This window comes from Leyella lascolaii, from assembly GCF_900079775.1.
GTDB classification, from domain to species: Bacteria; Bacteroidota; Bacteroidia; order Bacteroidales; family Bacteroidaceae; genus Prevotella; species Prevotella lascolaii.
Window position 1 is genome coordinate 238,461 of record NZ_LT556034.1, and the last position, 23,690, is coordinate 262,150.

A 23,690-nucleotide genomic window follows, 5' to 3' on the forward strand; every position below is an offset into this window, starting at 1 on the left:
TTGTTTCTTTAAAAAATTAAAGCGTATGAGAAAACTTTTACTTTCGTCGTTTGTGCTTTTCAGTGTCATGCTGAACGCACAGACAAGTTTCAAGAGCGGTCTGCTCACCTATACTGTAACGGGTGAGGGGACAGTTGAAGTGTCGGGTGCCGACAGCAAGGACGCCTCCGGTGAGCCCGTGACCGACTATGTTATACCCGAAAAGGTTGAGAACGGAGGAGTGTCGTACAGTGTCACAGCCATAGGCGAGGAAGCCTTCCATTGGAGCGACCTCAAGTCGGTGACTCTTCCTCAGACCATCGAATCAATCAAGCGTTCGGCTTTCAATACGGCGCGGAACCTCACTTCCATAACGCTTCCTGCCGGACTGAAGCATATAGGAGAATATGCTTTCGACTATGCCGGACTCACATCCATAAAGATTCCCGACTCGGTTGAGGATATAGGGGGCAACGCTTTCTTCGCCTGCGGTTCGCTTGCCACGGTGGAGCTGGGCAGCGGTCTGAAGTCAATAGGTGAGGCGGCGTTCTACAAGTGCGCGTTCTCTGAGATAGAGTTGCCTGAAGGTGTGACGAGCATTCCCACCGCCCTGTTCTACAACTGTGCCAATCTGAAGTCGGTGAAGCTGCCTTCCGGTCTGAATACCATCGGCAAGCGTGCGTTCCGCGAGTGCACCTCCCTCGCCTCGATAGACCTTCCTTCAAGCGTGAGCTACATAGGTGAGGACGCGTTCCTCATGTGCACCGCGCTCACGAGCCTGCAACTTCCGGCGTCGCTCGAGGAAGTGGGAGTGAACTTTATAGCCAACACCGGCATCACCACTCTCACCGTGGAGAGCGGCAACGAGAACTTCGTGGCAGACGGAGGAGTGATATACAGCACCAACAGGAAAGTGCTCTACGCCGCACCGACAAAAGGACTCTACGAGCTTACTCTTCCGAAATCGTGCATCGGCATATACGGCGGCGCGTTCTCCGGCAGTGAGATAAAGAAGGTGACCCTTCCCGAAGGATTCCTCGCGGTGGACAACTACGCTTTCTGCGAGTCGGCTCTCGAGAGCATAAACCTGCCGTCGTCGATGGTGATGATAGGCGAGCAGGCTTTCGCAGCCACGCAGCTCACGGAGGTGACACTGCCCGAACGCACGGAGACACTATACAGCGCGGCTTTCGCGGGATGTGAGAAGCTGACCACAGTAACAATCCCCTCTGGACTCAGATACATCAGCAACCGCGTGTTCTTGGGCTGCACCGCGCTGAAGACAATCAACTGTCTGGGTGCCACCCCGCCCGAACTTGAAGAGATATACGAACCGTATGAGGACCAGTTCTACGGCGTAAGCGGAGCCACACTCTACGTGCCGAAGGGCTGTGCGGCATCCTACCGCGACGCAGGATACGGCACGTCGCTCACAATAGAGGAGACAGACAAGGGCGTGTTCACGCACGTGTCTACCACTCCCGCTGCCGGAGCCAAGGTGGAGCCGGGCTGGATGCCGATGTCGGTTGAGGTGGAGTTTGCCGAGCCTGTCACCGTTGTCAACGTCTCGCCTTACGCAAGTCTGTTCGACGGTCAGCTTGCGGGAGGCAGGGAGATACTGCCCGACGACGGATGGAAAGCCACTGTGAGCGACAAGAGCAAGAACACGCTCGTGGTCTGGGGCTCCGACTACGACGGATTCACAAACGCCTTCAAGGCTGAGAAAGGACACGGCTACACTGCCGTAATACCTGCCGGAGTGGTGAAGAACGCTGCTGGCGAGCTCAACGGACAGATAGTCATCAGGTTTGTCTGCGACGAGTCGACGGGCATAGTAAGCACGGACGCTCCGGCAGACGTGAAGGTCACGGCACGCTACGACCTCAACGGGCGCAAGCTTGACAAGGCAGTCAGGGGCATCAACATCGAGAGACTGTCTGACGGCACTGTGCGCAAGGTTGTCGTGAAATGACATGCCTGACGGCTGGAGGCGTGCCTGCGCGACGGCACGATAAGGCATATGAATGAAAGGAGACAGACGTATGGGAACATATCTTCCTGACGTCTGTCTCTCTTTTTTGTCCGGAGAGTTCATTGCGGACGCGCTTGCAATGAACCGTCATCCGTTCCTTTCTGTCTGGAAAAACGCCACGCGACGCGCCGGCAGTGCGACGTCCGCCGCCGCACACAGCCGTCTTTCCGTGCATTATAAGTCATTTTCTGCAAATAAATACATCCGTGTTGTGCTGCGGACGAAAATAATCGCTAACTTTGTGTGCTATATACAGACTCATAAAAAACACGACTTATGATTATGAAAAACATCCTACGCAGGTCAGCGGCTTATCTCATGGCGACGCTCATACTGCTCGCACAACTCATACCTGTGCCTGCATTTGCCTTGCGCGGTGCCGGTTCTGACGGCGCAAACCTTTCTGACAGCCGGTGGCGTGGACGCCGCGTGGCATTCCTTGGAGACTCCATCACCGACCCGCATCACGTGGGCACCACCCGCTGCTACTGGGAGTTTCTTGCCGACATGCTCGGTATAGTGCCGCTGGTGTATGGCGTCAACGGCCATCAGATGAGCGACCTGTACGGTCAGGCACAACGTCTGCTCGCCGAGCAGGGCGACAGTGTGGACGCCATAGTGGTGTTCGCCGGAACAAACGACTATAACGGCGGCGTGCCACTTGGCGAATGGTATGATACGGGCGAGCGCGAGACCGTTGTGGGCGGAGGCGTGAAGACAGTGCGTAAATACCGCACGCCCGTGATGAGCGGAGCCACGTTCAGAGGCAGGATAAACATGCTGATGGACTTTCTGAAGACCCATTATCCCGACAAACAGATAATGATGCTCACTCCGATACACCGCGCCTACGCATGTTTCGGACCGGACAACGTCCAGCCTGACGAGCGGTTTGCCAACAGCGTCGGCGCTTTCTTCGACGAATATGTGGATGCCGTGAGGGAGGCGGCTGGTGTGTGGGCAGTGCCCGTGATAGACCTCAACAGCCTGAGCGGACTCTATCCGCTCAACGACTCGTTCGTCCACTGTTTCAGCAACGGCAAGACCGACCGCCTGCACCCCAACGCCGAAGGGCACAGACGCATGGCTCTGACCATCGCCTGCCAGATGATGGCGTTGCCTGCGACGTTCGACTGACCGGCGGCGGAGCGGCAGGCATGTCACCGGACGCCTTGTCCTTGCTGCCCGTGCAGCCGTGACAGCATTCCCGTTTTGACGGTTTTTCCGGCGTAAAGACACATCTATGCCAGATATGATTTATAATATCGTTTTATATTTTATATCTGATTATGATTGAATATTCTTAATCATACTACGGCTGAATGTTAAAACAATGCCGTGAATGCGCGTGTTTCTCCGCACCGAATGCTTTTCCGCACGTTATACCGCGTGTTTTTCAGCTTTTCCGCAATGTGCTGACCGCCAGACGGTTGGGCGGAAAGAACGCGTCCTCATGATATTTTTCTTTTTACGGAACGGGCTTTTCCATGATGCGGAAAAGCCCGTTCCGCAGTGTTACAAAGCCTCTTCCGGACGATGGAACGGTCTTTTACGTGAGACGGAACGGGCTTTCCGGCACACCGGATACCTCCGGAAGGCATGACGGCAAAGTGCTTTCGGTGCGTCTGAATGCGTTTTCCTGCCCCGTCATCATGTTTCCGCAGCATCGCGGCATGGCTTTTACTGGCATGTGTTTTAACTTAAAACTGTTAATTGCGGGGACGCTTACACAGTTGAGTGGGAGTGGGGCGGATGGCGCATAAACGCGCCGGGATTTTCTTGCATGGCTCTCTGGGCGGTGTGGGACATGAATCCGTAAAACTGGTATATATGTCCGTCAAAGAGGTATTGTGCCGTATTTGTATCGTAAGTATCTTTGCATCGAACAACAAAACATACTTGCGATATGAACATAAAAACCGTAATGACAGCGGCTGTTATGGCTGCCGCTTTGACAACCGATGCCCAGACGGCATATAAAAACGATACTGATATGGACAGACTTGAATTGACAAAAGAGTGGGACAAGACATTCCCGAAGAGTGAGAAAGTGAGTCATGAGAAAGTGACGTTCCGCAACCGTTACGGCATAACGCTTGCGGCAGACCTCTACAAGCCCGTCGGCGCGGACGGCAAGTTGCCTGCTCTGGCGGTGTGCGGTCCGTTCGGAGCCGTGAAGGAGCAGGCTTCAGGTCTTTATGCTCAGGAACTGGCAAAGCGCGGGTTCCTCACCATAGCCTTCGACCCGTCGTTTACGGGTGAGAGCGGAGGCAGTCCGCGCTATGTGGCGTCGCCCGACATCAATACCGAAGACTTCTGCGCGGCGGTCGACTTGCTGTCCGTCCGCGATGATGTGGATGCCTCGCGCATAGGCATTCTCGGCATATGCGGGTGGGGCGGACTCGCTCTCAACGCGGCTGCTGTGGACACCCGCATAAAGGCGGCGGTGGCTTCGACGATGTATGACATGAGTCGCGTGACGGCAAACGGATATTTTGATGAGACTGACAGTGCCGGAGCGCGCAACGCCATGCGCCGCATGCTCAGCTCGCAGCGCACTGAGGACTACCGCAACGGGACGTACGCGCGCGCCGGAGGAGTGGTGGATCCGCTGCCTGAGGACGCTCCGCAGTTTGTGAAGGACTATCATGCCTACTATAAGACGGAGCGTGGCTATCACAGACGGTCGCTCAACTCCAACGACGGATGGAACACCACGTCGGCTCTCTCTTTCCTCAACATGCCGCTGATGACATACATCGGAGAGATAGAGAATGCGGTGATGATAGTACACGGAGAAAAAGCCCACTCGCGCTATTTCGGTGAGGACGCTTTCAGACGTCTGAAGGGCGACAACAAGAAACTGCTGATTGTGCCGGGAGCGAGCCACACCGACCTGTATGACAACATGGAGAAGATACCTTTCGGCAGCATAATGGAGTTCTACCGCACGTATCTTCGCTGACCCGGATGTGCGCGGTCACGCCCGTGAGGTAATCCTGCGGCACGGGCAGAAGTACAAGACGAAACGTATCAGAGAGGCGGATATACAGAACCGGGACATCATTCGCGCGTCGTGGCTGCGTAATGATGTCCCGGTTTTCAATATGTGTCTTGTCTGTCCCGGCATTGCCGCCGTTATTCCGAACAAGTCATCAGACTTCCATTCTTGTTTCATGCTGTTGTCAGGCGGACTGTATCCTGCTTTATCGAAGATGTGACGGACTGCACCGGGAAAAAACCTGATGCAAGATGACTGCGGCAGTGCGTAAGAAGGACGAAGGGCTGACAATGAACCTTAAACGTATAATCGGTGTTCTGATGACCGATTCAGTGTTATAGCTTATGTGCACTTATTTGCCTTCGTTCTTAGGCTTCAGTATCGCCGCATACTCCTCAGGCGACCTCAGCAGGCGTATAGCCTCCTTCATCTGCTTGTCGTAGCGCAGGGCGTTCTCTATGGCACCTCGCTGGAAGTAGTATGCCGTCACGATGTCGGACGACAGAATCTGTTTTATCATCCTCTTGTTATAGTCGAAGTCGAGATCCTTTGCGATGTTGTGACTCAGTTTTTTCTCCAAAGCCTCAAACTCGGGTTTGGCGTCCTCGTAGTAGCCTTCGAACTTGGCGAGCTTAACGAGTTCCTCGAGACATTTCTCACTCACGCGGTCGTAAGTGAAGCTGCTTGCGATGACGCGCTGCTTGAACTGCTCGTAGTCGGAGTCGCTTATCTCGAACTCCGCCGCCGGGGCTATCGTGGGGTGAGCCTTGATGTAGTCCACCACATAGTTGAACATGAGGTCTGTGGTGTCCACGCGCTGCAGGTAGTAGGCTATGTTCGGCAGCGAGTCAGGCTCTATCTTGATGTCCGGCTCTATGCCTCCGCCGTCGTGCACGATGCGTCCGTTGCGTGTGCGGAACTCACGTGTGAGCGAGTCGGGCACGTGTTCGGTGTATCCGCCCTGCGAGTGCTTGTAGTTGATAGCCTGTATGCAGCGTCCGCTGGGAGTGAAGTATTTGGCTGTGGTGAGCTTTAGGTTGCCGTTGTAAGGCAGCTGCACGTTGGGCACCTGTACGAGTCCCTTGCCGTAGGTGCGTGTTCCCATTATCACTGCCCGGTCGAGGTCTTGCAACGCTCCGCTTGTTATCTCGCTGGCACTTGCCGTTATGCCGTTCACCAGGACTACTATCGGCATCACCGTGTCGATTGGTTCGACGGTGGTCTTATAGTCTCGGTTGGAACGCTGCATCTTGCCTTTCATGGACAGCAGGTCGGTGTTTTTGGGGATGAAGATGTTGAGTATGGACAGAGCCTCCTGCACCGAGCCGCCTCCGTTGTTGCGCAGGTCGAGCACGAGTCCTTTCGCTCCTTGCTTCTTCAGGTCGATGAACGCGCGGCGGAAATCCTTCGCGCAGTTCTCGCCAATGTACGAGTCGAGGTCTATGTAGCCTATGTCGCCGTCCTGCATGCCGTAGTATGGCAGGTCGGGCATCTGTATAGCCTTGCGCTGTATCTTGAAAGTCATGTCCTTGCCTGTGGTCGGACGGTGTATCTTAAGCTCGAGAGTGGTGCCCGCCGTGCCGCGCAGGTGCTCGCTTACATAGGCGTTTGTCTTGTCGGTCATGTCCTCCCCGTCGATGCTCAGTATGATGTCGCCCTTCTTCAGACCCACCTCCGCCGCCGGCATATTCTCATAAGGCTCGTTTATGACAACCCTTTTCAGAGTGAAGTTGTAGCTTATTATCGAGCCGATGCCCGCATATTTTCCTGTCAGCATCTGCTTGAACTCCGCCGATTTGTCCTCGGGGTAATATTCGGTGTAGGGGTCGAGGCTGCGCAGCATCGCCTTTATGCCGTTGCCTATCACCTCGTCGGCGTCGAGCGTATCCACATACATGAGGTCGAGATTCTTGTATATGGCATTGAACACATCGAGGTTTTTCGCCACCTTGAAGTTGTGGTCATCGTTTTTCTGCGCGAGAGCCGTGACGGCGCCAAGCAGCATCACGCAGAACAGTATGTTTTTTCTCATAATCGGCTTATATATAAATATAATGTGGTAATTGTACGTAAAGAGTGTGTGAAGGTAATGCATGCGGGCGGAAAGAGAGCTTGCTTTCAGTTTCCTGGGCGCGGCTTACCTTATGCAAAGGTAATGCAAGGCGAGTGCAACAGCAAGTCGGTAAGACTGGATTTTACCGTACTTGATACTGCCGAGCCGAAGCTTACCTTATGCAAAGGTAATGCCAACGAATGGAAAGAGAGCTTGCTTTCAGTTTCCTGAGTGCAGCTTACCTTATGCAAAGGTAATGCAAGTTATGTGCCGGACAAAATAAAATGTATTTATTTTTCATAATACGGCATGGCGCAACGCCGGTTTTTCAATGCGCGGTGGCGTGTCATGCATGTAAACACGCCCTTGCACGCATCTCCGAAACGCCCCTGTGGAATGTCGGATAAGCCCTTCCGCTGCCGTAAAACACAGTTTAATACATGCCGACACACCCATAATGACGTTTTTTTGAGATAAATTTGAAATTTTTCGCGAAAATGTTTGGCGGAATGAAAAAAACGCTGTACTTTTGCATCGCAATTAAGGCAAATGCTTCAATAGCTCAGTTGGTTAGAGCACCTGACTGTTAATCAGGGGGTCGTTGGTTCAAGCCCATCTTGAAGCGCACTAAAGGAACTGCATCAGGCAGTTCCTTTTTTGTTTCCGGATGTTTTTGTTTTACGGAGGAAAGGTATGAGGAACGCTATGCCGCTGTGGTGTTTTTGCGTCACTGTAGTGTGCCGTGCGCGTTGATACTGGAATGCGATGGCGTGATGGGACAGGCTTGCTCGCATGACAGGAATTGTCTGTTTGGCGTGCGGAATGGTGCGTTTGGCAGAGTGGGCGAAGTGTTGTGTGGAATGAAAAATGCACAGTACGGAAGTAAAAAATATTGACAGCACTTTTTTGTGAAATAGGTTTTTCGGAATGTCCGAGGCAGTGCGGATAGTTGGGGAAACAGGTTCGGATGTGTCATTTTCTTGCTTTCCGTTGGCGGGAAAGGCGGTTTTGTGTTACGGAAAAGACTCTTTTTGGTTGCGGATAAGGCTGTTTTATGGTGTTGAAAAGGCTGTTTTGTGGTGCGAAAAAGGCTCTTTCGGGTTGCGGAAAAGGCTTTTCGGGGCAGACGAAGGGTGGATGGTGTGTGGCTGTGTGGTGTATATGGCTGGCTGTCAGAGGGTTGTCTTAAATGCGGAAAAATCGCGTATTTGTGGAAGAAGTTACTCTGTTCCGGTTTTAAAGCATTCTCGTGGAGTTGTCGTTGGATGTTTTTTCTCATTTTTGCGTAATGATTCCGTTTTCCGTTCCCTACGGAGATGTATTTTTGTTTGGGTGTAGTGGCGGGGCAGTGCGTAGGGAATTAATAAGCAGAGTGTAAGGAATTAAAGAGTGGTGTGTAGGGAATTAAGGGAATGTGTGCAAGGAAATAAGGAGTGGTATATATGGAAATAAGGGATGGTGTGTAAGCGGTCAGGAAAAGATGTACGGGAAGCTGAGGAATGGCTTGTAGGGAGCGATGGAATGGTATGTAAGGAATTAATTTGCAATGCATTTGCAGAAAAGATGCAAAATATTTGTGCGCGTGCGGAATAATTCGTAAATTTGCAGCATTCAGAGGAATGAGGGGCTCCGACACAGGGCTCCTCATTTTATTTAACCAATTATATATGATAGACAAAAACGTCGTAAAAGGTATTGTAGAACAGTGGCTGGAGGACAAGGACTATTTTCTTGTGGATGTCGAAGTCAGCCCGGATGATAAGATCGTGGTGGAGATAGACCACGCCGACGGTGTGTGGATAGAGGACTGTGTGGAGCTGAGCCGCTTCATCGAAGAGCGTCTGAGCCGCGATGAGGAAGACTACGAGCTTGAGGTAGGTTCGGCTGGTCTGGGTCAGCCTTTCAAGGTGCCGCAGCAGTATGAGTGCTTTGTCGGCAAGGAGGTTGAGGTGCTCGACGGAGACGGCCGTAAGGTCAAGGGGCTGCTCAAAAGCGTGGACGGCAATACGTTCGTGGTGAGTGTGGCTGAGAAAATGAAGGTTGAGGGCAAGAAACGCCCGCAGACTGTCGAGGTGGACCACACTTACGAGATGGATAAAGTGAAATATACAAAATACTTAATAAACTTCAAATAAAGCTATGGCAGCAATGAAAAAAGAACCGGTCGTGAGCATGTTCGACTCTTTCAAAGAATTTAAGGAGACGAAAAACATTGACCGTACCACGTTGGTGAGCGTGCTTGAGGAGAGCTTCCGCAACGTTCTTGCCAAGATATTCGGCAGTGACGAGAACTTCGACGTCATTGTCAATCCGGACAAGGGCGACTTCGAGATATACCGCAACCGTGTCGTTGTGGCAGACGATGAGGTGGAGGACGACAACAAACAGATTTCGCTGACAGAGGCAAGAAAGATTGAGCCCGACTATGAAGTGGGAGAAGACGTGTCCGAACGTGTCGATTTCGAGAAGTTCGGACGCCGTGCCATCCTCAATCTGAGGCAGACTCTGGCTTCGAAGATACTTGAGCTGGAACACGACTCATTATATAATAAGTATAAAGACCGCGTCGGACAGATCATTGCCGGTGAGGTGTATCAGGTGTGGAAGCGCGAGGTGCTCGTGGTGGACGACGAGAACAACGAGCTCATCCTGCCGAAGATGGAGCAGATACCGAACGACACCTATCACAAGGGCGAGACCATCAGGGCAGTCATACACCGTGTGGACAACGAGAACAACAACCCGAAGATTATCCTTTCTCGCACAAGCCCGGTGTTCCTCCAGCGTCTGCTCGAGGCTGAGGTGCCCGAGATAGCCGACGGACTCATTTCCATCCGTAAGATAGCCCGCATGCCGGGCGAGAGAGCCAAGGTGGCTGTGGAGAGCTACGACGAGCGCATCGACCCCGTGGGAGCGTGCGTGGGAGTGAAGGGAAGCCGCGTGCACGGCATAGTGCGTGAGCTGTGCAACGAGAACATAGACGTCATCAACTACACCGCGAACACCAAGCTCTTCATACAGCGCGCGCTCAGTCCCGCCAGAATATCGAGCATCAACGTGGACGAGGAGAACCACAAGGCGGAGGTGTTCCTCAAGCCCGAGGAGGTGAGCCTTGCCATCGGACGCGGCGGACTCAACATAAAGCTCGCGTCGATGCTTACCGAATACACCATCGATGTGTTCAGGGAGATTGACGACAATGAGGCTGACGAGGACATATATCTTGAAGAATTCTCCGATGAGATAGACCAGTGGGTTATCGACGCCATACGTTCCATCGGACTGGACACGGCGAAGGCTGTGCTCAACGCGCCCCGCGAGATGCTTGTCGAGAAGGCGGATCTGGAGGAAGAGACCGTCGACAACGTGCTCAGGATTCTCAAGGCGGAATTCGAGGGATAATGACACAGAGCGTAGCCCGCACTTGTTGCCGGCTGCGCCTTACTGTTGTGAATCAGCTTGTTGATTTTAAGTATATTAGAAGAAAGAACACAGAAAAGCGCCGTCCGCACCGGACTGACAGGAAAAGTGCGGCGTGCGCGTCATGAAAATAATAAATATGAGCATCAGGTTAAATAAAGCATTACGTGAATTGAACATAGGACTCCAGACGGCAGTGGAGTTCCTTGAGAAAAGAAGTGAACTGGGCGAAGTGAAACCGGAGCCGAGCTTCAAACTCAACGATGAGCAGTATCAGGCTCTCATGCGTGAGTTCCAGCAGGACAAGGAGGTGAGGACGCAGGCTGAAAAACTTCAGTTGAAGAAACCGAAGGAGAAGAAGCGTGCGCAGGGACCGAAGGATCACCGTGCCGACAAACTTCTTTCCACCGCCTCGCAGCAGCAGTACAAGCCATTGGGCAAGATAGATCTCGACAGCATCAACAAACCAGCTGCCGCGAGAAAAGTTTCTGTGCCTGATGCGGAAAAGGAAAAGGAACACAAGACTGATGCCGGCAGTCAGGTGAAATCCGTTGATAAAAACCTATCTGAACCAACCCAGACAATTAATGCTCCAGCTGAGGCTGCCCCGCAGGCTGCCGCAGACACGCGCGTTGATGACACTGAAAAAAATAATACCGACAACGTGATTGAAGTAAAGAAGACAGAAAAGAACAACGTGAAGAATGAGCCGGGAGTCGGGAAGACTGAGCCGGAGAAGAAGGAGGCTTCCGCAAGACACAACACCGCGGAGGGCACTAAAGCCTCCACAAACATATTCACGACCAAGAGTGAGAAGAAAATCCTGAATGCCACAAAGGTGAATGTGCTCGGGCGTATCGACCTCGACGCGCTCAACCAGAGCACCCGCCCGAAGAAGAAAACAAAGGAGGAGAAACGCAAGGAACGCGAGGAGAAGGTGATGCAGCAGCGTGGCGAGAAGAAGAAACGCGAGCGCATCAACAAGGTGAGAGTCGACATCAACGCCGCATCACAGCAGGAAGCGCAGCGCGCGGCGGACAACAAGTCGGGCTCCGGTAAGAAAAAGAAGAACAAGAACCGTAACCACAAGCCCATCGAGGTGAACGAGGAGGACGTCGCACGTCAGGTTAAGGAGACGCTCGCAAGGCTCACCAACAAGCAGAACCAGAACAAGAAGGGCGCCAAATACCGCAAGGAGAAGCGCGAGGCTGTGCAGGAGAAGCTCAATGAGGAGCGTCTTGAGGAGCGCAAGGAGAGCAAGGTGCTCAAGCTGACGGAATATGTCACCGTGAGCGAACTTGCCAACATGATGAACATCTCCGTCAACCAGGTCATCGGAACCCTTATGAGCGTGGGCATCATGGTGTCCATCAACCAGCGTCTGGACGCCGAGACCATCAACCTCGTAGCCGAGGAATTCGGCTTCAAGACCGAATATGTGAGCGCTGAGGTGCAGGAAGCCATCACCGAGACCGAGGACGACGAGAACGACCTTCTGCCGCGCGCGCCCATCGTTACGGTAATGGGTCATGTGGACCACGGCAAGACCTCGCTGCTCGACTACATACGCAAGACAAACGTCATAGCCGGAGAGGCGGGCGGAATAACGCAGCACATCGGTGCCTACAACGTGAGACTGGAGGACGGCAGACGCATAACGTTCCTCGATACTCCGGGACATGAGGCGTTCACAGCTATGCGTGCGCGCGGTACTCAGGTCACTGATATAGCCATCATCATCATCGCTGCGGACGACAGTGTGATGCCTACCACCAAGGAGGCGATAGCACATGCGCAGGCAGCGAACGTGCCGATGGTGTTCGCCATAAACAAGATTGACAAGCCGGGAGCCAATCCCGACAAGATAAGGGAGGACCTCGCCAACATGAATCTGCTTGTAGAGGAGTGGGGAGGAAAGTACCAGTGTCAGGAGATAAGCGCAAAGAAGGGCATTGGAGTAAAGGAACTGCTCGAGAAAGTGCTGCTTGAGGCGGAGATGCTCGACCTTAAGGCGAACCCCGCGCGCAAGGCTACCGGCTCAATCATCGAGTCGTCTCTCGACAAGGGACGCGGCTACGTGTCTACCGTGCTCGTGTCAAACGGTACGCTGAAGGTGGGCGACAATGTCATCGCGGGAACCAACTACGGACGCATCAGGGCAATGTTCAACGAGCGCAACAGCCGCATAGAGAGTGCCGGACCGGCTGAGCCGGCAATCATCCTCGGTCTTAACGGCGCGCCGACAGCAGGCGACACGTTCCATGTTCTGGACACAGAGCAGGAGGCACGCGACATTGCCAACAAGCGTCTGCAGCTCCAGCGCGAGCAGGGACTGCGCACACAGAAGCGTCTTACGCTCTCCGACATAAGCCACCGCATAGCCCTCGGCTCGTTCAAGGAGCTCAACATCATCGTCAAGGGCGACACCGACGGAAGTATAGAGGCGTTGAGCGACTCGTTCATAAAGCTGTCCACGGAGAAGATAAAGGTGGATGTCATCTACAAGGCTGTGGGTCAGATATCAGAGAGCGACGTCACTCTGGCAGACGCTTCCGACGCCATCATCGTGGGATTCCAGGTGCGTCCGTCGGCTGCGGCGCGCAAGCAGGCTGAGCAGGACGGCGTGGAGATAAACACCTATTCAGTCATCTACGATGCCATAGACGATGTGAAGTCGGCTATGGAAGGCATGCTTGAGAAGGTGAAGAAGGAGATTGTCACCGGACAGGTGGAGGTGCGCGAGGTCTACAAGATATCGAAGGTGGGCACGGTTGCCGGCGCTTATGTCACCGAAGGAAAGGTTCACCGCACCGACCGCGCACGTGTCGTACGCGACGGCATCGTCGTACACACCGCGGACATCAATGCCCTGAAGCGTTATAAGGACGACGTGAAGGAGGTGGCAGCCAACTTCGAGTGCGGTATAAGCCTTGTCAACTTCAACGACATTCAGGTGGGCGACATCCTCGAGACATTCACCGAGATAGAGGTACAGCAGAAACTCTGACGCCACGTTCCGCGTGTCATCGGCTTGAAAAGATAAATAAAGATATCATACTGTGCCGGGAAAACGTTCCGTGAGGATGGTTTTTCCCGGCTTTTTTATTACGGAAAGACGGTTGTCCAGCCGATTTATGACGGAATAAATGATTCTTCCGTTGCTACGGACAGGTATTGCGCGCTTAGTGTTGGCGTGGCGTCGCACCGCCCTTGCGTAATGGGCGTCACCTCCGGGTGTGTCGGATAGCAATGAGAAAAAATACTTTCATTCATCCGCTGGCGTTGTTCCTGAACGTAGCGGACAAAACACAGAAAACATATATGGCATATGAGTAAGTCAGAAATTTCCTTTTCGCTTTTTCCGCACGGTTACGCACAGGTGCGCACATGGCTGATGCCGTTTCTTCTCCTTGTGCTTTCAGCGCGTGCGTATGCCGGCAGTCTGCCGGTGATATACATCGACACGCCCGGCTCTTCGGCGATAACCTCACGCGACAAATGGACGAAAGGATGCCGCATGAGGATAGTGATGCCCGATGGAACCGAGGATTTCTGCTCAAGCGACGTGGATGTGAAGGGTCGGGGACACTCCACCTTTACCAAACCGAAAAAGCCTTACGCCATCCGTCTCGACGGCAGACATCCCCTTCTCGGCATGGCTCCGGGCAAGCGGTGGGCACTGCTCGCCAATTTCATGGACCACAGTCTGATGCGCAACATGCTCGCCCTCGAGCTCGCGCGCCGCACCTCTCTTGCATGGACACCTGACTGTCGGCAGGTGGATGTTGTGGTGAACGGACAGCCGCAGGGCTGCTATCTGCTTTGCGAACAGATAAGGGTGGCGCGCGGTCGCGTTGAAATCGACGAAAAACGCGGATTCCTTTTCGAGCTCGACAGCTACGACGACGGCTCTCCTCGATTCCATACCGCTCACCGGAGGCTGCCCGTCAACATCAAGTCTCCCGACCCGCCGACCTCCGACATGATGGAAAAAGCCCGTCGGATGTTCGATGAAATCGAGCAAAAACTCTATTCCCCACATCCCGACATGAACGGTATATACGACAGATATATTGACTCCACGTCGTTCGCCGACTGGTGGCTGGTGCACGAGATAGCGCAGAACGCCGAGCCTAACGGTCCCCGCAGCTGTTACATGTATTGCGGCGAGGACGGCAGACTCACTGCCGGACCTGTCTGGGACTTCGACCTTGCCTTCATCTCTGTGGGCGTTGACGCGGGAGGCGACCTCCGTCCGTCGCGCCTCAACCGCAAGGATGTGCGGCTGCTTACCACAGACAGCCTCTACAACCGCAACGCCCTGTGGTTCGACCGTCTGCTTTCCGACCCGCAGTTTGTCGCTCTCGTGAGGCGTCGATGGCAGGTGCTGAAGGCTCAAATTCCCGATGTAATCGGCGGTTTTGACCGCTGGCGTGCAGAGATAGAGCCTTCCGCGCTTGCCGATGAACGCATGTGGGCATCGCTCGATCCCGCCCGTTTCGACACCTTTGTGTCGTTCCGCTCCTCGTGCGACAATCTTAGAAAGACTTTTCTCGTACGCGTCAGTCGCATGGACGCTCTGCTCTCCACGCTCTGACATGCCTCCCGCATCCCTCCGCCGTCTTCCTGCCTGGCGTCCTCATCGCTCCGTTTCGTTCCATGGACAGGCTTGACGGCAACTTGTTTTTGTATTAATAAAAGACCGATGAAACCGTAAGAATCTGCATAAATATACGTTTCGGAAAGTAAAAAAACACTACAACAGAAAATCGTGAAATAGAAATGCGATTACCCTTTCGTGTCACTCACAGCCCGCGAAAGAGCCTTTCTCATGGCGTCATGATACTGTCTGATAGCCCGAAATGTGCGGTCTCATCACCTGAAGAGCCTTTCCCGCATTGTGAAATGTGCTCTTCCACTTCACAGAAAAGCCCCTTTCATGACGCAATAAAGGCTCTTCCGTGATGTCATAAAGCCTCTTTCGCGAGCCCGAACGTACTCTTTCGTCACACCGTAAAGCCTCTCTTGTCTGTCAGAATATTCTAAATTATTGTATTACAATGCTTTATAAAAACCGCCCGAAACTCGCGTATTTACAACCGCAAGCACTTTCCTCCGCAAATAAACGGCTCTCGTGGAGTTGACGCTGTATGAATATTCACTCCCCGGAGCATTTTCCGCATATTTATACAATCAAAGTATTGTCTTACATTATGATAGTCCATGCACATTCGTTATTGTCGTGTTGATGAATAAAAGGCGCGTGTTACAGTGTTCATACAGTCCGTTCCGCACAGCCGTATGCAAATGTGGGCACGCTAATGGAGAAGATGTGTGATAGTCATTGCGGTTTTACTCTGGGACAATGCCGTTTTTTCACATTCCCGGTTTTCTTTGAATCGCCATCACATACGTCTTGTTCCAAATACAAATATGCATGGTTATATGCTTCGCTATGAAAGAGGTTGTAATAGAGAAAGATGCCCTGTGCAATTTATTTATAATGAAGTCTGTTCGCAACATTCCAAATCCGGCAGTCCGATATAATTTATCCGACATTTATTCAAGCGTGTGATTGATTTGGATGAAACATCGTTCCGGGTTTTGATTTTTTATGTTCCGTTTTTTGTTTTCATTCTTTTTATTCATTATCTTTGTAAACTTGCAGAGCGTGCATATCGCATGCGTACAAGACAACGAAACACAAATGGAGAAGATAAACAACAATCAGAATGAATATGTGCGCAAGGTGGCGGAGCAGAAGTATGCTTTCGGGTTCACCACAGACGTGCATACGGATATAATAGACAAGGGACTTAACGAGGACGTGGTGCGTCTCATCTCGCAGAAGAAGGGCGAACCGGACTGGATGCTCGACTTCCGCCTCAAGGCGTTCGAGTTCTGGAAGACACAGAAACAGCCGTCGTGGGGACACCTCCACCTGCCGGAGATAGACTATCAGGCAATTTCCTACTACGCCGACCCTATGGCGAAGAAGAAGGACGACGGCAAGAAGGAGATAGACCCGGAGCTGATGAAGACGTTCGACAAGCTCGGCATCCCGCTCGAGGAACGCCTTGCGCTCAGCGGTGTGGCGGTGGATGCCATCATGGACTCGGTGTCGGTGAAGACCACTTTCAAGGAGAAGCTCGCGGAGAAGGGCATCATCTTCTGCTCGATAGGCGACGCCATAAAGAACCATCCCGACCTCGTGCGCGAGTATCTCGGCTCGGTCGTGCCCTACAGGGACAACTTCTTCGCCTCACTCAACAGTGCCGTTTTCAGCGACGGCTCGTTCGTCTACGTTCCCAAGGGCGTGCGCTGTCCGATGGAGCTGAGCTCCTATTTCCGCATCAACGCGCGCAACACGGGTCAGTTCGAGCGCACGCTCATAGTGGCGGACGACGACTCCTACGTGTCTTATCTCGAAGGATGTACAGCCCCTATGCGCGATGAGAACCAGCTGCACGCGGCAATCGTGGAGATAGTGGTGAAGGACAACGCCGAGGTGAAGTACTCTACAGTGCAGAACTGGTACCCTGGCGACGAGAACGGACGGGGCGGAGTGTACAACCTCGTGACCAAGCGCGGCGACCTGCGCGGGGTCAACTCCAAACTGTCGTGGACTCAGGTGGAGACCGGCTCAGCCATAACGTGGAAGTATCCGTCGTGCATCCTGCGCGGCGACAACTCTCAGGCGGAGTTCTACAGCGTTGCCGTGACCAACCATTACCAGCAGGCTGACACCGGCACCAAGATGATACACATGGGCAGAAACACGAGCAGCACCATCATAAGCAAGGGCATCAGCGCCGGACACAGCCAGAACTCATACCGCGGACTGGTCAGGGCGACGTCGGGAGCAGACAACGCCCGCAACTACAGCTCGTGCGACAGCCTCCTCCTCGGAAGCGAGTGCGGGGCGCATACGTTTCCTTATATGGACATACACAACGACACGGCGATAGTGGAACATGAGGCTACGACAAGCAAGATAAGCGAGGACCAGCTGTTCTACTGCAACCAGCGGGGCATCTCCACCGAGCAGGCGATAGGGCTGATAGTGAACGGCTATGCCAAGGAAGTGCTCAACAAGCTGCCCATGGAGTTCGCAGTCGAGGCGCAGAAGCTCCTCAGCGTGTCGCTCGAAGGGTCGGTGGGATGACACATATATAATAATGTAGTAAACGGTTTTGTATATGAGACCAACGCATATCGCTGTCTTTGCCATTGCGCTGAGCATGGCGGCAGCCTCCGGCATGGCTCAGGACGATGCGGTAAGACGCTGGGCACTGAGCGTGGGAATAAGTCCGGTGATGCCTGTTGTGACAGGCAATGATGCTCCCTCGACGCAATACGACCCTGTCAAGACGGGCGGAGGACCTGGCTTCTCGGCGCATCTCGAGTATTTCATACCGCATTCCGGATTCTCTGTCGTCGGTGGTTACGACCATGAGGGGCTTTATTACTTCTCGGGAGACGTGTCCGCCACGATGTCGCAGATAATGCTTGGAGGACGGTGGTACTTCCTGTCGCCAGACAAACCGCTGCAACCTTACCTCGGGGCGGCTTCCTTCTGGAACATGTCGGGACGCCGTGCGGCGGGCACGATGAGCATGTCATCCTCGCATACCGTGTATGAACGCGACTATCGGGTGAGCAGTCCGCTGCTCAGTGTCGCGCCTTCTGTCGGGGTGGACATGTATTTCTTCTCGTGCATCGCCCTTGAGGTGGACTACGGATTCCGCCTCGCCGTCGACGGGAAAACAAAGGTGAATACCAGGTACAACGGCTCGGACAGACTCTATGCCACGCGCTCGCCGATGCACCGCCACGCCATTTCCGTGGCTCTGAAGACAACGTTCCCGTTCGCTTTCACGAGAGATGACTTCAGCGGTCTCGTAGATTTTCTGCTCGGTGTGGAGCATCGCCGCACCGTCAAAAAGACTAAGATAAATTTGGATAATTATTAAATACTCACATCAGAAATACATACAGTTATGTTAGAGATAAAAGACCTGCGCGCCAGAATAGGCGACAAAGAGATACTCAAAGGTATAAACCTTACGATAAAGGACGGCGAGACGCACGCCATAATGGGACCTAACGGTTCGGGAAAATCCACACTCAGCGCGGTGCTTACGGGCAATCCGCTGTATGAGGTGACCGCCGGCACAGCGTTCTTCAACGGAAAGAACCTGCTGGAGATGAAGCCGGAGGACCGCGCCAACGAGGGACTGTTCCTCTCGTTCCAGTATCCTGTGGAGATTCCGGGTGTGTCGATGACCAACTTCCTCAGGACTGCCGTAAACGAGAAACGCAAGTATCAGGGACTGCCGGAACTGAAGACAGCCGACTTCCTCAAGCTCATGAACGAGAAAAGAAAGATAGTGGAGCTTGACAGCAAGTTCACCCGACGCTCGGTGAACGAGGGTTTCAGCGGCGGCGAAAAGAAGCGCAACGAGATCTTCCAGATGGCTATGCTCGAACCGAAGCTTGCCATCCTCGACGAGACAGACTCCGGACTGGACATCGACGCGCTGCGAATCGTGGCGGAAGGTGTGAACAAACTGAAGACACCGGAGTCGAGCACAATCGTCATAACCCACTATGAGCGTCTGCTCGACATCATAAAGCCCGACGTGGTTCACGTTCTCTACAAGGGACGGATAGTCAAGACCGCCGGACCGGAGCTGTCGAAGGAGATTGAGAAAAGAGGCTACGACTGGATTAAGGCAGAAATCGGAGAGGAGTGATTATGGGAAGCGAAAAACAGTATATAGACCTTTACGGGTCGGGACGCGACGCATTGTTCAGCCACAGCGCGGCGGCTCTGAACGCCGTCAGGGACAAGGCGTTCGATGATTTCCGGCGTCTCGGTTTCCCCACACGCAAGGTGGAGAAATACAAATACACGGATATGGACGCGATTTTCAGTCCGGACTATGGTCTCAACCTCAATCGTCTGGACATTCCGGTGAACCCTTACGATGTGTTCCGGTGCGACGTCCCTAATCTGAGCACGTCGCTCTACTTCGTGGTGAACGATGCTTTCTACAGCCGGCTCATGCCCAAGTCCACACTTCCGGAGGGAGTTTATGTGGGCTCGTTGAACGCTTATGCCGCCGAAAACCCCGGTTTCATCGCTGATTATTACGCCCGTATCGCCCGGACGGACACTGACGCCGTGACGGCTCTCAACACCATGCTGGCGCAGGACGGACTGCTTGTGCATGTGCCGCGCAACGTAAAGGTAGAGCGCGCCATACAGGTGATAAACATCCTCCGGGCTGATGTCGACCTGATGGTGAACCGCCGTGTGCTCATCGTTCTTGACGAGGGAGCCGAGGCACGACTGCTTTTCTGCGACCATACTGCCGATGAGCGCCGCTTCCTTGCCACACAGGTGACGGAGGTTTACGTTGGGGCGAATGCCTCGCTCGAGCTTTATTGCATGGAGGAGACCCATCATCTGAACAGCCGTGTGAGCAATGTGTACATAGAACAGCAGGCTGACAGCCGTGTGAGCCATAACGTCATAACCCTGCACAACGGCGTGACACGCAACTCCCTTGAGCTCGCTCTCTGCGGAAAAGGGGCGGAGTGTGACGTCAACGGCTTTGTCATCGCCGACAAGGAGCAGCATGTCGACAACAACACTCTCATAGACCACAGGGTGTCGCACTGCACGAGTCATGAGCTCTACAAGTATGTGCTCGACGGCAGGTCCGTCGGTGCGTTCGCCGGAAAGGTGCTTGTTCGCGAGGGTGCGCAGAAGACTGTGTCGGATGAGGTGAACCGTAACCTTTGCGCCACAAAGGAAGCCCGCATGTACACTCAGCCGATGCTCGAGATCTATGCCGACGATGTGAAGTGCTCGCACGGTTCTACCGTGGGACAGCTCAACGACGCCGCACTGTTCTATATGCGCCAGCGCGGCATCCCGGTGAAGGAGGCGCGCCTGCTGCTCGAGTTCGCGTTCATCAATGAGGTCGTTGACAAGATAACGCTCGAACCGCTCCGCGACCGTCTGCATTACCTTGTGGAGAAGCGTTTCCGGGGCGAGTTGTGCAAATGTCAGGGATGCAGCATGTGCAAATAAAAGGTTTTACAGTCATTAAAACATGGTTATGACATACGATGTAAACGCCATACGCAGGGACTTTCCCATACTCTCCACCACAGTCTACGAAAGACCGCTGGTATATCTCGACAATGCCGCCACGACGCAGAAGCCGCTTTGTGTGCTCGACGCCATGCGGCATGAGTATCTCAACGCCAACGCCAACGTGCACCGTGGTGTGCACTATCTGTCGCAGCAGGCAACCGAACTGCATGAGGCGGCGCGCGAGACGGTGCGCCGTTTCATCAATGCCGGAAAGACCGAAGAGGTGATTTTCACACGTGGAACGACAGAGAGCATCAATCTCGTGGCGTCCTCTTTCTGCGAGGAATTCATGAAAGAGGGCGATGAAATCATCGTTTCCGTGATGGAACACCATTCCAACATCGTGCCGTGGCAGCTTCAGGCTGCCCGTCGCGGAGTGGCTGTCAGGGTGATACCGATGAACGATGAGGGCGAGCTTGACATGGAAGCGTATGCCGGCATGTTCACGGAGCGCACCAAGATAGTGAGTGTCGCCCATGTGAGCAACGTCCTCGGAACGGTCAATCCGGTGAGGGAGATGATACGCATTGCCCACTCTCACGGTGTGCCTGTGCTGATAGACGGGGCGCAGAGCACACCGCATTTCAAGGTGGACGTGCAGGAGCTCGACTGTGACTTCTTCGCTTTCAGCGGACATAAGATATACGGTCCCACCGGCATAGGTGTGCTTTACGGCAAGGAAGAGTGGCTCGACCGCATGCCGCCATACCAGGGCGGCGGTGAGATGATAGAGAGCGTGACGTTCGAGAAGACCGTTTTCCAGAGCCTGCCGTTCAAGTTCGAGGCTGGAACTCCTGACTACATAGCCACCCACGGGCTTGCAGTGGCGCTCGATTATGTTAATGATATAGGGTTGGAAAACATCTCTTCGCACGAGCGTGAGCTTACTTCCTACTGCATGGAACAGATGCGTTCCATCGATGGAATCGCCCTTTTCGGCACATCAGAGCATAAGGACGCCGTTGTGTCATTCCTTGTGGGCGACATCCACCATCTCGATATGGGCACGTTGCTCGACCGCCTCGGCATCGCTGTCCGCACGGGTCACCACTGCGCGCAGCCCGTTATGCAGCGTTACGGCATACAGGGTGCGGTGCGCGCTTCGTTCGCCATGTACAACACAAGGGAAGAGATTGACGCGCTTGTAGAGGGAGTCAGACGAGTGAGCCGTATGTTCTGAGTTTCTGAGAATGAAAATGACCTTTTATGAAATAGCGTTAAATATAAGTTGTTGCGTTTTTTTCAGTGATGCGGAAAAGTGTAGGCAAGGCAGTGTGAGGCATTGTCACGTGCTGTTGTCTGCCGCATTTTCCTTCCTTTTCTTATTCATTCTGTCGGCTCTTCCAGCATATGGCGCAACAGACGAGGCACAGCGCGATTACATAAAAGCCCTTTCCATGACAGAACACGGTGATAATGCAAGAGCACTCTTCCTGCTCAACCGTCTGTCCGACAGCCTTTCCTTGTTGAAAAACAGTATTAAAGACAGACGGCTGCTCATGAATGTCGACCGTCTGAGAGGCAAGAATTATCAGTCGCTCGGAGACCTTGACAGGGCACTGCGTCTGTATCGCAGTGCGATGAACAGAGCCAGAGGGCTGTCCGAAGACCACATTCATGCCCTCCTGTGCAATGACATCTTCGGGATATACTATTCTTCAGGACGTTATTCCGATGCTGGAGATTTGCTTCGGCAGGCACTTGGAATAAACCTGTCTTTGAACGATTCGGTCAATATACGGGACAATTATAATAATCTTGGACTTGTATCCTACGCCCTGAAAAATTACGGTGAGGCACTCTGCTATATGGACAGTGCTTTCAGATACACGTCATCTGCTGACAGACTCGGGCAGTCGTTGATATACACAAACCGCGCCGAAGTGTACTGCGCGCAGAAAGATTATACACGTGCTGAGGCTGAACTGTACAGGGCATCACGCCTTCAGTCATCCCTGAAATTCAATCCCGACATTCTTCAGACCATGCTCAATACGGCTTATGTCAAGGCTTTGCTCGGTAAGGAAGGTGAGGCACGCCGCATGGTGAGGCTCATACACCGTAGGTTGCCTGGCACTCCGTTGGCGGTGCAGACGCGTTCCTATCGTCAGCTTACCGACATATCGTTCGTATTAGGAGATTCCATTGAGGCACTGCACAATATTATAAAGTATGAGGAAACGGGCGATTCTGTCTGGCGGGAAAACAGTGACAGGCAGTTGCGGCAACTTCTTGTAGCCTACGACTCCGAAAGGCTGAAGAACGCAAACAGCAGACTGGAGGCTTCGGTCGGCACATTAGGTACCATTGTATTCCTCCGCACGCTCATGGTGTGTGTTGTTTCAGTATTCCTTTTGATACTTGCCGCATTCACAGTCATACTTCTCTTTCGCATCCGAAGCGACCGTAGAAAGAACAGACTCATAAATATACAGCGTGACAGACTTGTCTACTATGAGCAGCGCGAGCACGAACGTCGCCAGCGGGAGATGAACAACCAGCTCGACAGTAAGAACCGTCAGCTCACCACCTACACCATTGATCTTGCGTCGATAAGTGAGTTCCATCGCAAATTAAGCGACGTACTGACTGATATTTGCGATGGAATGGGGAAAAATAAGAGTCAGGACCGTAAAAGGCTCAATGACATAATACATGCCCTGCAACATTATAACGACAAACCGGTGAGTGAGGATTTCAGGGTGTTCTTCGATGAAGTGCATCCTGATTTCCTCAACCGTCTGTCGCAGCAATATCCCAATCTCAGCAATACAGACGTGCGTCTGTGCGCCTATCTGCACATAGGCATGTCGACAAAGGAAATATCCGCCCTTACATTCCGTGAGGTGCGGAGCGTCGAGTCGTCACGTCATCGTCTGCGGAAGAAGCTCGGTGTGCCTCAGGGTGTGAGCATTCACGATTTTCTTAATGATATTGTAGGCTCAGAATAGAAATGCAGTGGTAATGCAGTAGTGATGATTGTACATTGAAAAATGATTTTAATGTAATTTTGTAACGTTAATTCTTTAAAATCAAA

14 protein-coding genes and 1 tRNA gene are annotated in these 23,690 nt (G+C 53.1%); 14 read left to right on the forward strand and 1 reads right to left on the reverse strand.

From position 1 onward, the window contains the following. Positions 1-25: 25 nt before the first annotated feature. The 3 genes from BN4609_RS01020 to BN4609_RS01035 all read left to right on the forward strand — a co-directional run bounded on the left by BN4609_RS01020 (position 26) and on the right by BN4609_RS01035 (position 4,976). The gene (locus BN4609_RS01020) at positions 26-1,951 is read left to right on the forward strand and encodes a leucine-rich repeat domain-containing protein (protein WP_068854947.1); all 1,926 of its coding nucleotides are present in this window, start codon (positions 26-28) and stop codon (positions 1,949-1,951) included. Positions 1,952-2,287: 336 nt separating this feature from the next. Further along, on the forward strand, positions 2,288-3,148 hold the full coding sequence (locus BN4609_RS01030; protein ID WP_306455789.1) for an SGNH/GDSL hydrolase family protein: 861 nt from the start codon (positions 2,288-2,290) through the stop codon (positions 3,146-3,148). Positions 3,149-3,950: 802 nt separating this feature from the next. Next, on the forward strand, positions 3,951-4,976 hold the full coding sequence (locus BN4609_RS01035) for an alpha/beta hydrolase (protein WP_068854999.1): 1,026 nt from the start codon (positions 3,951-3,953) through the stop codon (positions 4,974-4,976). A 388-nt stretch (positions 4,977-5,364) separates the two neighbouring features. Here BN4609_RS01035 and BN4609_RS01040 read toward each other — a convergent pair whose 3' ends face one another. Continuing rightward, positions 5,365-7,044 carry a S41 family peptidase gene (locus tag BN4609_RS01040; RefSeq protein ID WP_068855000.1) on the reverse strand — a complete coding sequence of 560 codons (1,680 nt, stop codon included), beginning with the start codon at positions 7,042-7,044 and terminating at the stop codon, positions 5,365-5,367. A 572-nt stretch (positions 7,045-7,616) separates the two neighbouring features. Between BN4609_RS01040 and BN4609_RS01050 the strand changes: the two genes are divergently transcribed. The 11 genes from BN4609_RS01050 to BN4609_RS01100 all read left to right on the forward strand — a co-directional run bounded on the left by BN4609_RS01050 (position 7,617) and on the right by BN4609_RS01100 (position 23,604). Continuing rightward, positions 7,617-7,690: transfer RNA gene (locus BN4609_RS01050), tRNA-Asn, on the forward strand. A 1,042-nt stretch (positions 7,691-8,732) separates the two neighbouring features. Then, positions 8,733-9,200: a ribosome assembly cofactor RimP gene (gene rimP, locus BN4609_RS01055; protein WP_068854951.1), complete on the forward strand. Its 468-nt coding sequence runs from the start codon at positions 8,733-8,735 to the stop codon at positions 9,198-9,200. 4 nt (positions 9,201-9,204) lie between these two features. Continuing rightward, the gene (nusA, locus tag BN4609_RS01060) at positions 9,205-10,467 is read left to right on the forward strand and encodes a transcription termination factor NusA (protein ID WP_068854952.1); all 1,263 of its coding nucleotides are present in this window, start codon (positions 9,205-9,207) and stop codon (positions 10,465-10,467) included. A 157-nt stretch (positions 10,468-10,624) separates the two neighbouring features. Then, positions 10,625-13,492, forward strand: coding sequence for a translation initiation factor IF-2 (gene infB / locus BN4609_RS01065; RefSeq protein WP_068855001.1), 2,868 nt, complete (start codon positions 10,625-10,627; stop codon positions 13,490-13,492). A 321-nt stretch (positions 13,493-13,813) separates the two neighbouring features. Further along, positions 13,814-15,082, forward strand: a complete 1,269-nt coding sequence (locus BN4609_RS01070; RefSeq protein WP_068854953.1) for a CotH kinase family protein — start codon at positions 13,814-13,816, stop codon at positions 15,080-15,082. A gap of 1,110 nt (positions 15,083-16,192) precedes the next feature. After that, on the forward strand, positions 16,193-17,650 hold the full coding sequence (gene sufB, locus BN4609_RS01075; protein WP_021992843.1) for a Fe-S cluster assembly protein SufB: 1,458 nt from the start codon (positions 16,193-16,195) through the stop codon (positions 17,648-17,650). Positions 17,651-17,684: 34 nt separating this feature from the next. Next, the gene (locus BN4609_RS01080; RefSeq protein ID WP_068854954.1) at positions 17,685-18,458 is read left to right on the forward strand and encodes a hypothetical protein; all 774 of its coding nucleotides are present in this window, start codon (positions 17,685-17,687) and stop codon (positions 18,456-18,458) included. Between the two features lie 27 nt (positions 18,459-18,485). Beyond that, positions 18,486-19,241: a Fe-S cluster assembly ATPase SufC gene (sufC, locus tag BN4609_RS01085; protein ID WP_068854955.1), complete on the forward strand. Its 756-nt coding sequence runs from the start codon at positions 18,486-18,488 to the stop codon at positions 19,239-19,241. Between the two features lie 2 nt (positions 19,242-19,243). After that, entirely contained in the window at positions 19,244-20,587 is a 1,344-nt protein-coding gene (gene sufD / locus BN4609_RS01090) for a Fe-S cluster assembly protein SufD (RefSeq protein WP_068854956.1), read from the forward strand. A 28-nt stretch (positions 20,588-20,615) separates the two neighbouring features. Then, complete coding sequence (locus tag BN4609_RS01095; protein WP_068854957.1) at positions 20,616-21,833, forward strand: aminotransferase class V-fold PLP-dependent enzyme; 1,218 nt, start codon at positions 20,616-20,618, stop codon at positions 21,831-21,833. Between the two features lie 217 nt (positions 21,834-22,050). Further along, a complete protein-coding gene (locus BN4609_RS01100; protein WP_164071541.1) occupies positions 22,051-23,604 on the forward strand; it encodes a tetratricopeptide repeat protein in 1,554 nt (517 codons plus the stop codon). Positions 23,605-23,690: the final 86 nt, after the last annotated feature.

Excerpts from the sequence above, each read along its gene's own strand:
- BN4609_RS01020 (WP_068854947.1), top strand. The coding sequence starts at position 26 with ATGAGAAAACTTTTACTTTCGTCGTTTGTGCTTTTCAGTGTCATGCTG.
- BN4609_RS01030 (WP_306455789.1), top strand. The coding sequence starts at position 2,288 with ATGATTATGAAAAACATCCTACGCAGGTCAGCGGCTTATCTCATGGCG.
- BN4609_RS01035 (WP_068854999.1), top strand. The coding sequence starts at position 3,951 with ATGGCTGCCGCTTTGACAACCGATGCCCAGACGGCATATAAAAACGAT.
- BN4609_RS01040 (WP_068855000.1), bottom strand. The coding sequence starts at position 7,044 with ATGAGAAAAAACATACTGTTCTGCGTGATGCTGCTTGGCGCCGTCACG.
- rimP (WP_068854951.1), top strand. The coding sequence starts at position 8,733 with ATGATAGACAAAAACGTCGTAAAAGGTATTGTAGAACAGTGGCTGGAG.
- nusA (WP_068854952.1), top strand. The coding sequence starts at position 9,205 with ATGGCAGCAATGAAAAAAGAACCGGTCGTGAGCATGTTCGACTCTTTC.
- infB (WP_068855001.1), top strand. The coding sequence starts at position 10,625 with ATGAGCATCAGGTTAAATAAAGCATTACGTGAATTGAACATAGGACTC.
- BN4609_RS01070 (WP_068854953.1), top strand. The coding sequence starts at position 13,814 with ATGAGTAAGTCAGAAATTTCCTTTTCGCTTTTTCCGCACGGTTACGCA.
- sufB (WP_021992843.1), top strand. The coding sequence starts at position 16,193 with ATGGAGAAGATAAACAACAATCAGAATGAATATGTGCGCAAGGTGGCG.
- BN4609_RS01080 (WP_068854954.1), top strand. The coding sequence starts at position 17,685 with ATGAGACCAACGCATATCGCTGTCTTTGCCATTGCGCTGAGCATGGCG.
- sufC (WP_068854955.1), top strand. The coding sequence starts at position 18,486 with ATGTTAGAGATAAAAGACCTGCGCGCCAGAATAGGCGACAAAGAGATA.
- sufD (WP_068854956.1), top strand. The coding sequence starts at position 19,244 with ATGGGAAGCGAAAAACAGTATATAGACCTTTACGGGTCGGGACGCGAC.
- BN4609_RS01095 (WP_068854957.1), top strand. The coding sequence starts at position 20,616 with ATGACATACGATGTAAACGCCATACGCAGGGACTTTCCCATACTCTCC.
- BN4609_RS01100 (WP_164071541.1), top strand. The coding sequence starts at position 22,051 with ATGACAGAACACGGTGATAATGCAAGAGCACTCTTCCTGCTCAACCGT.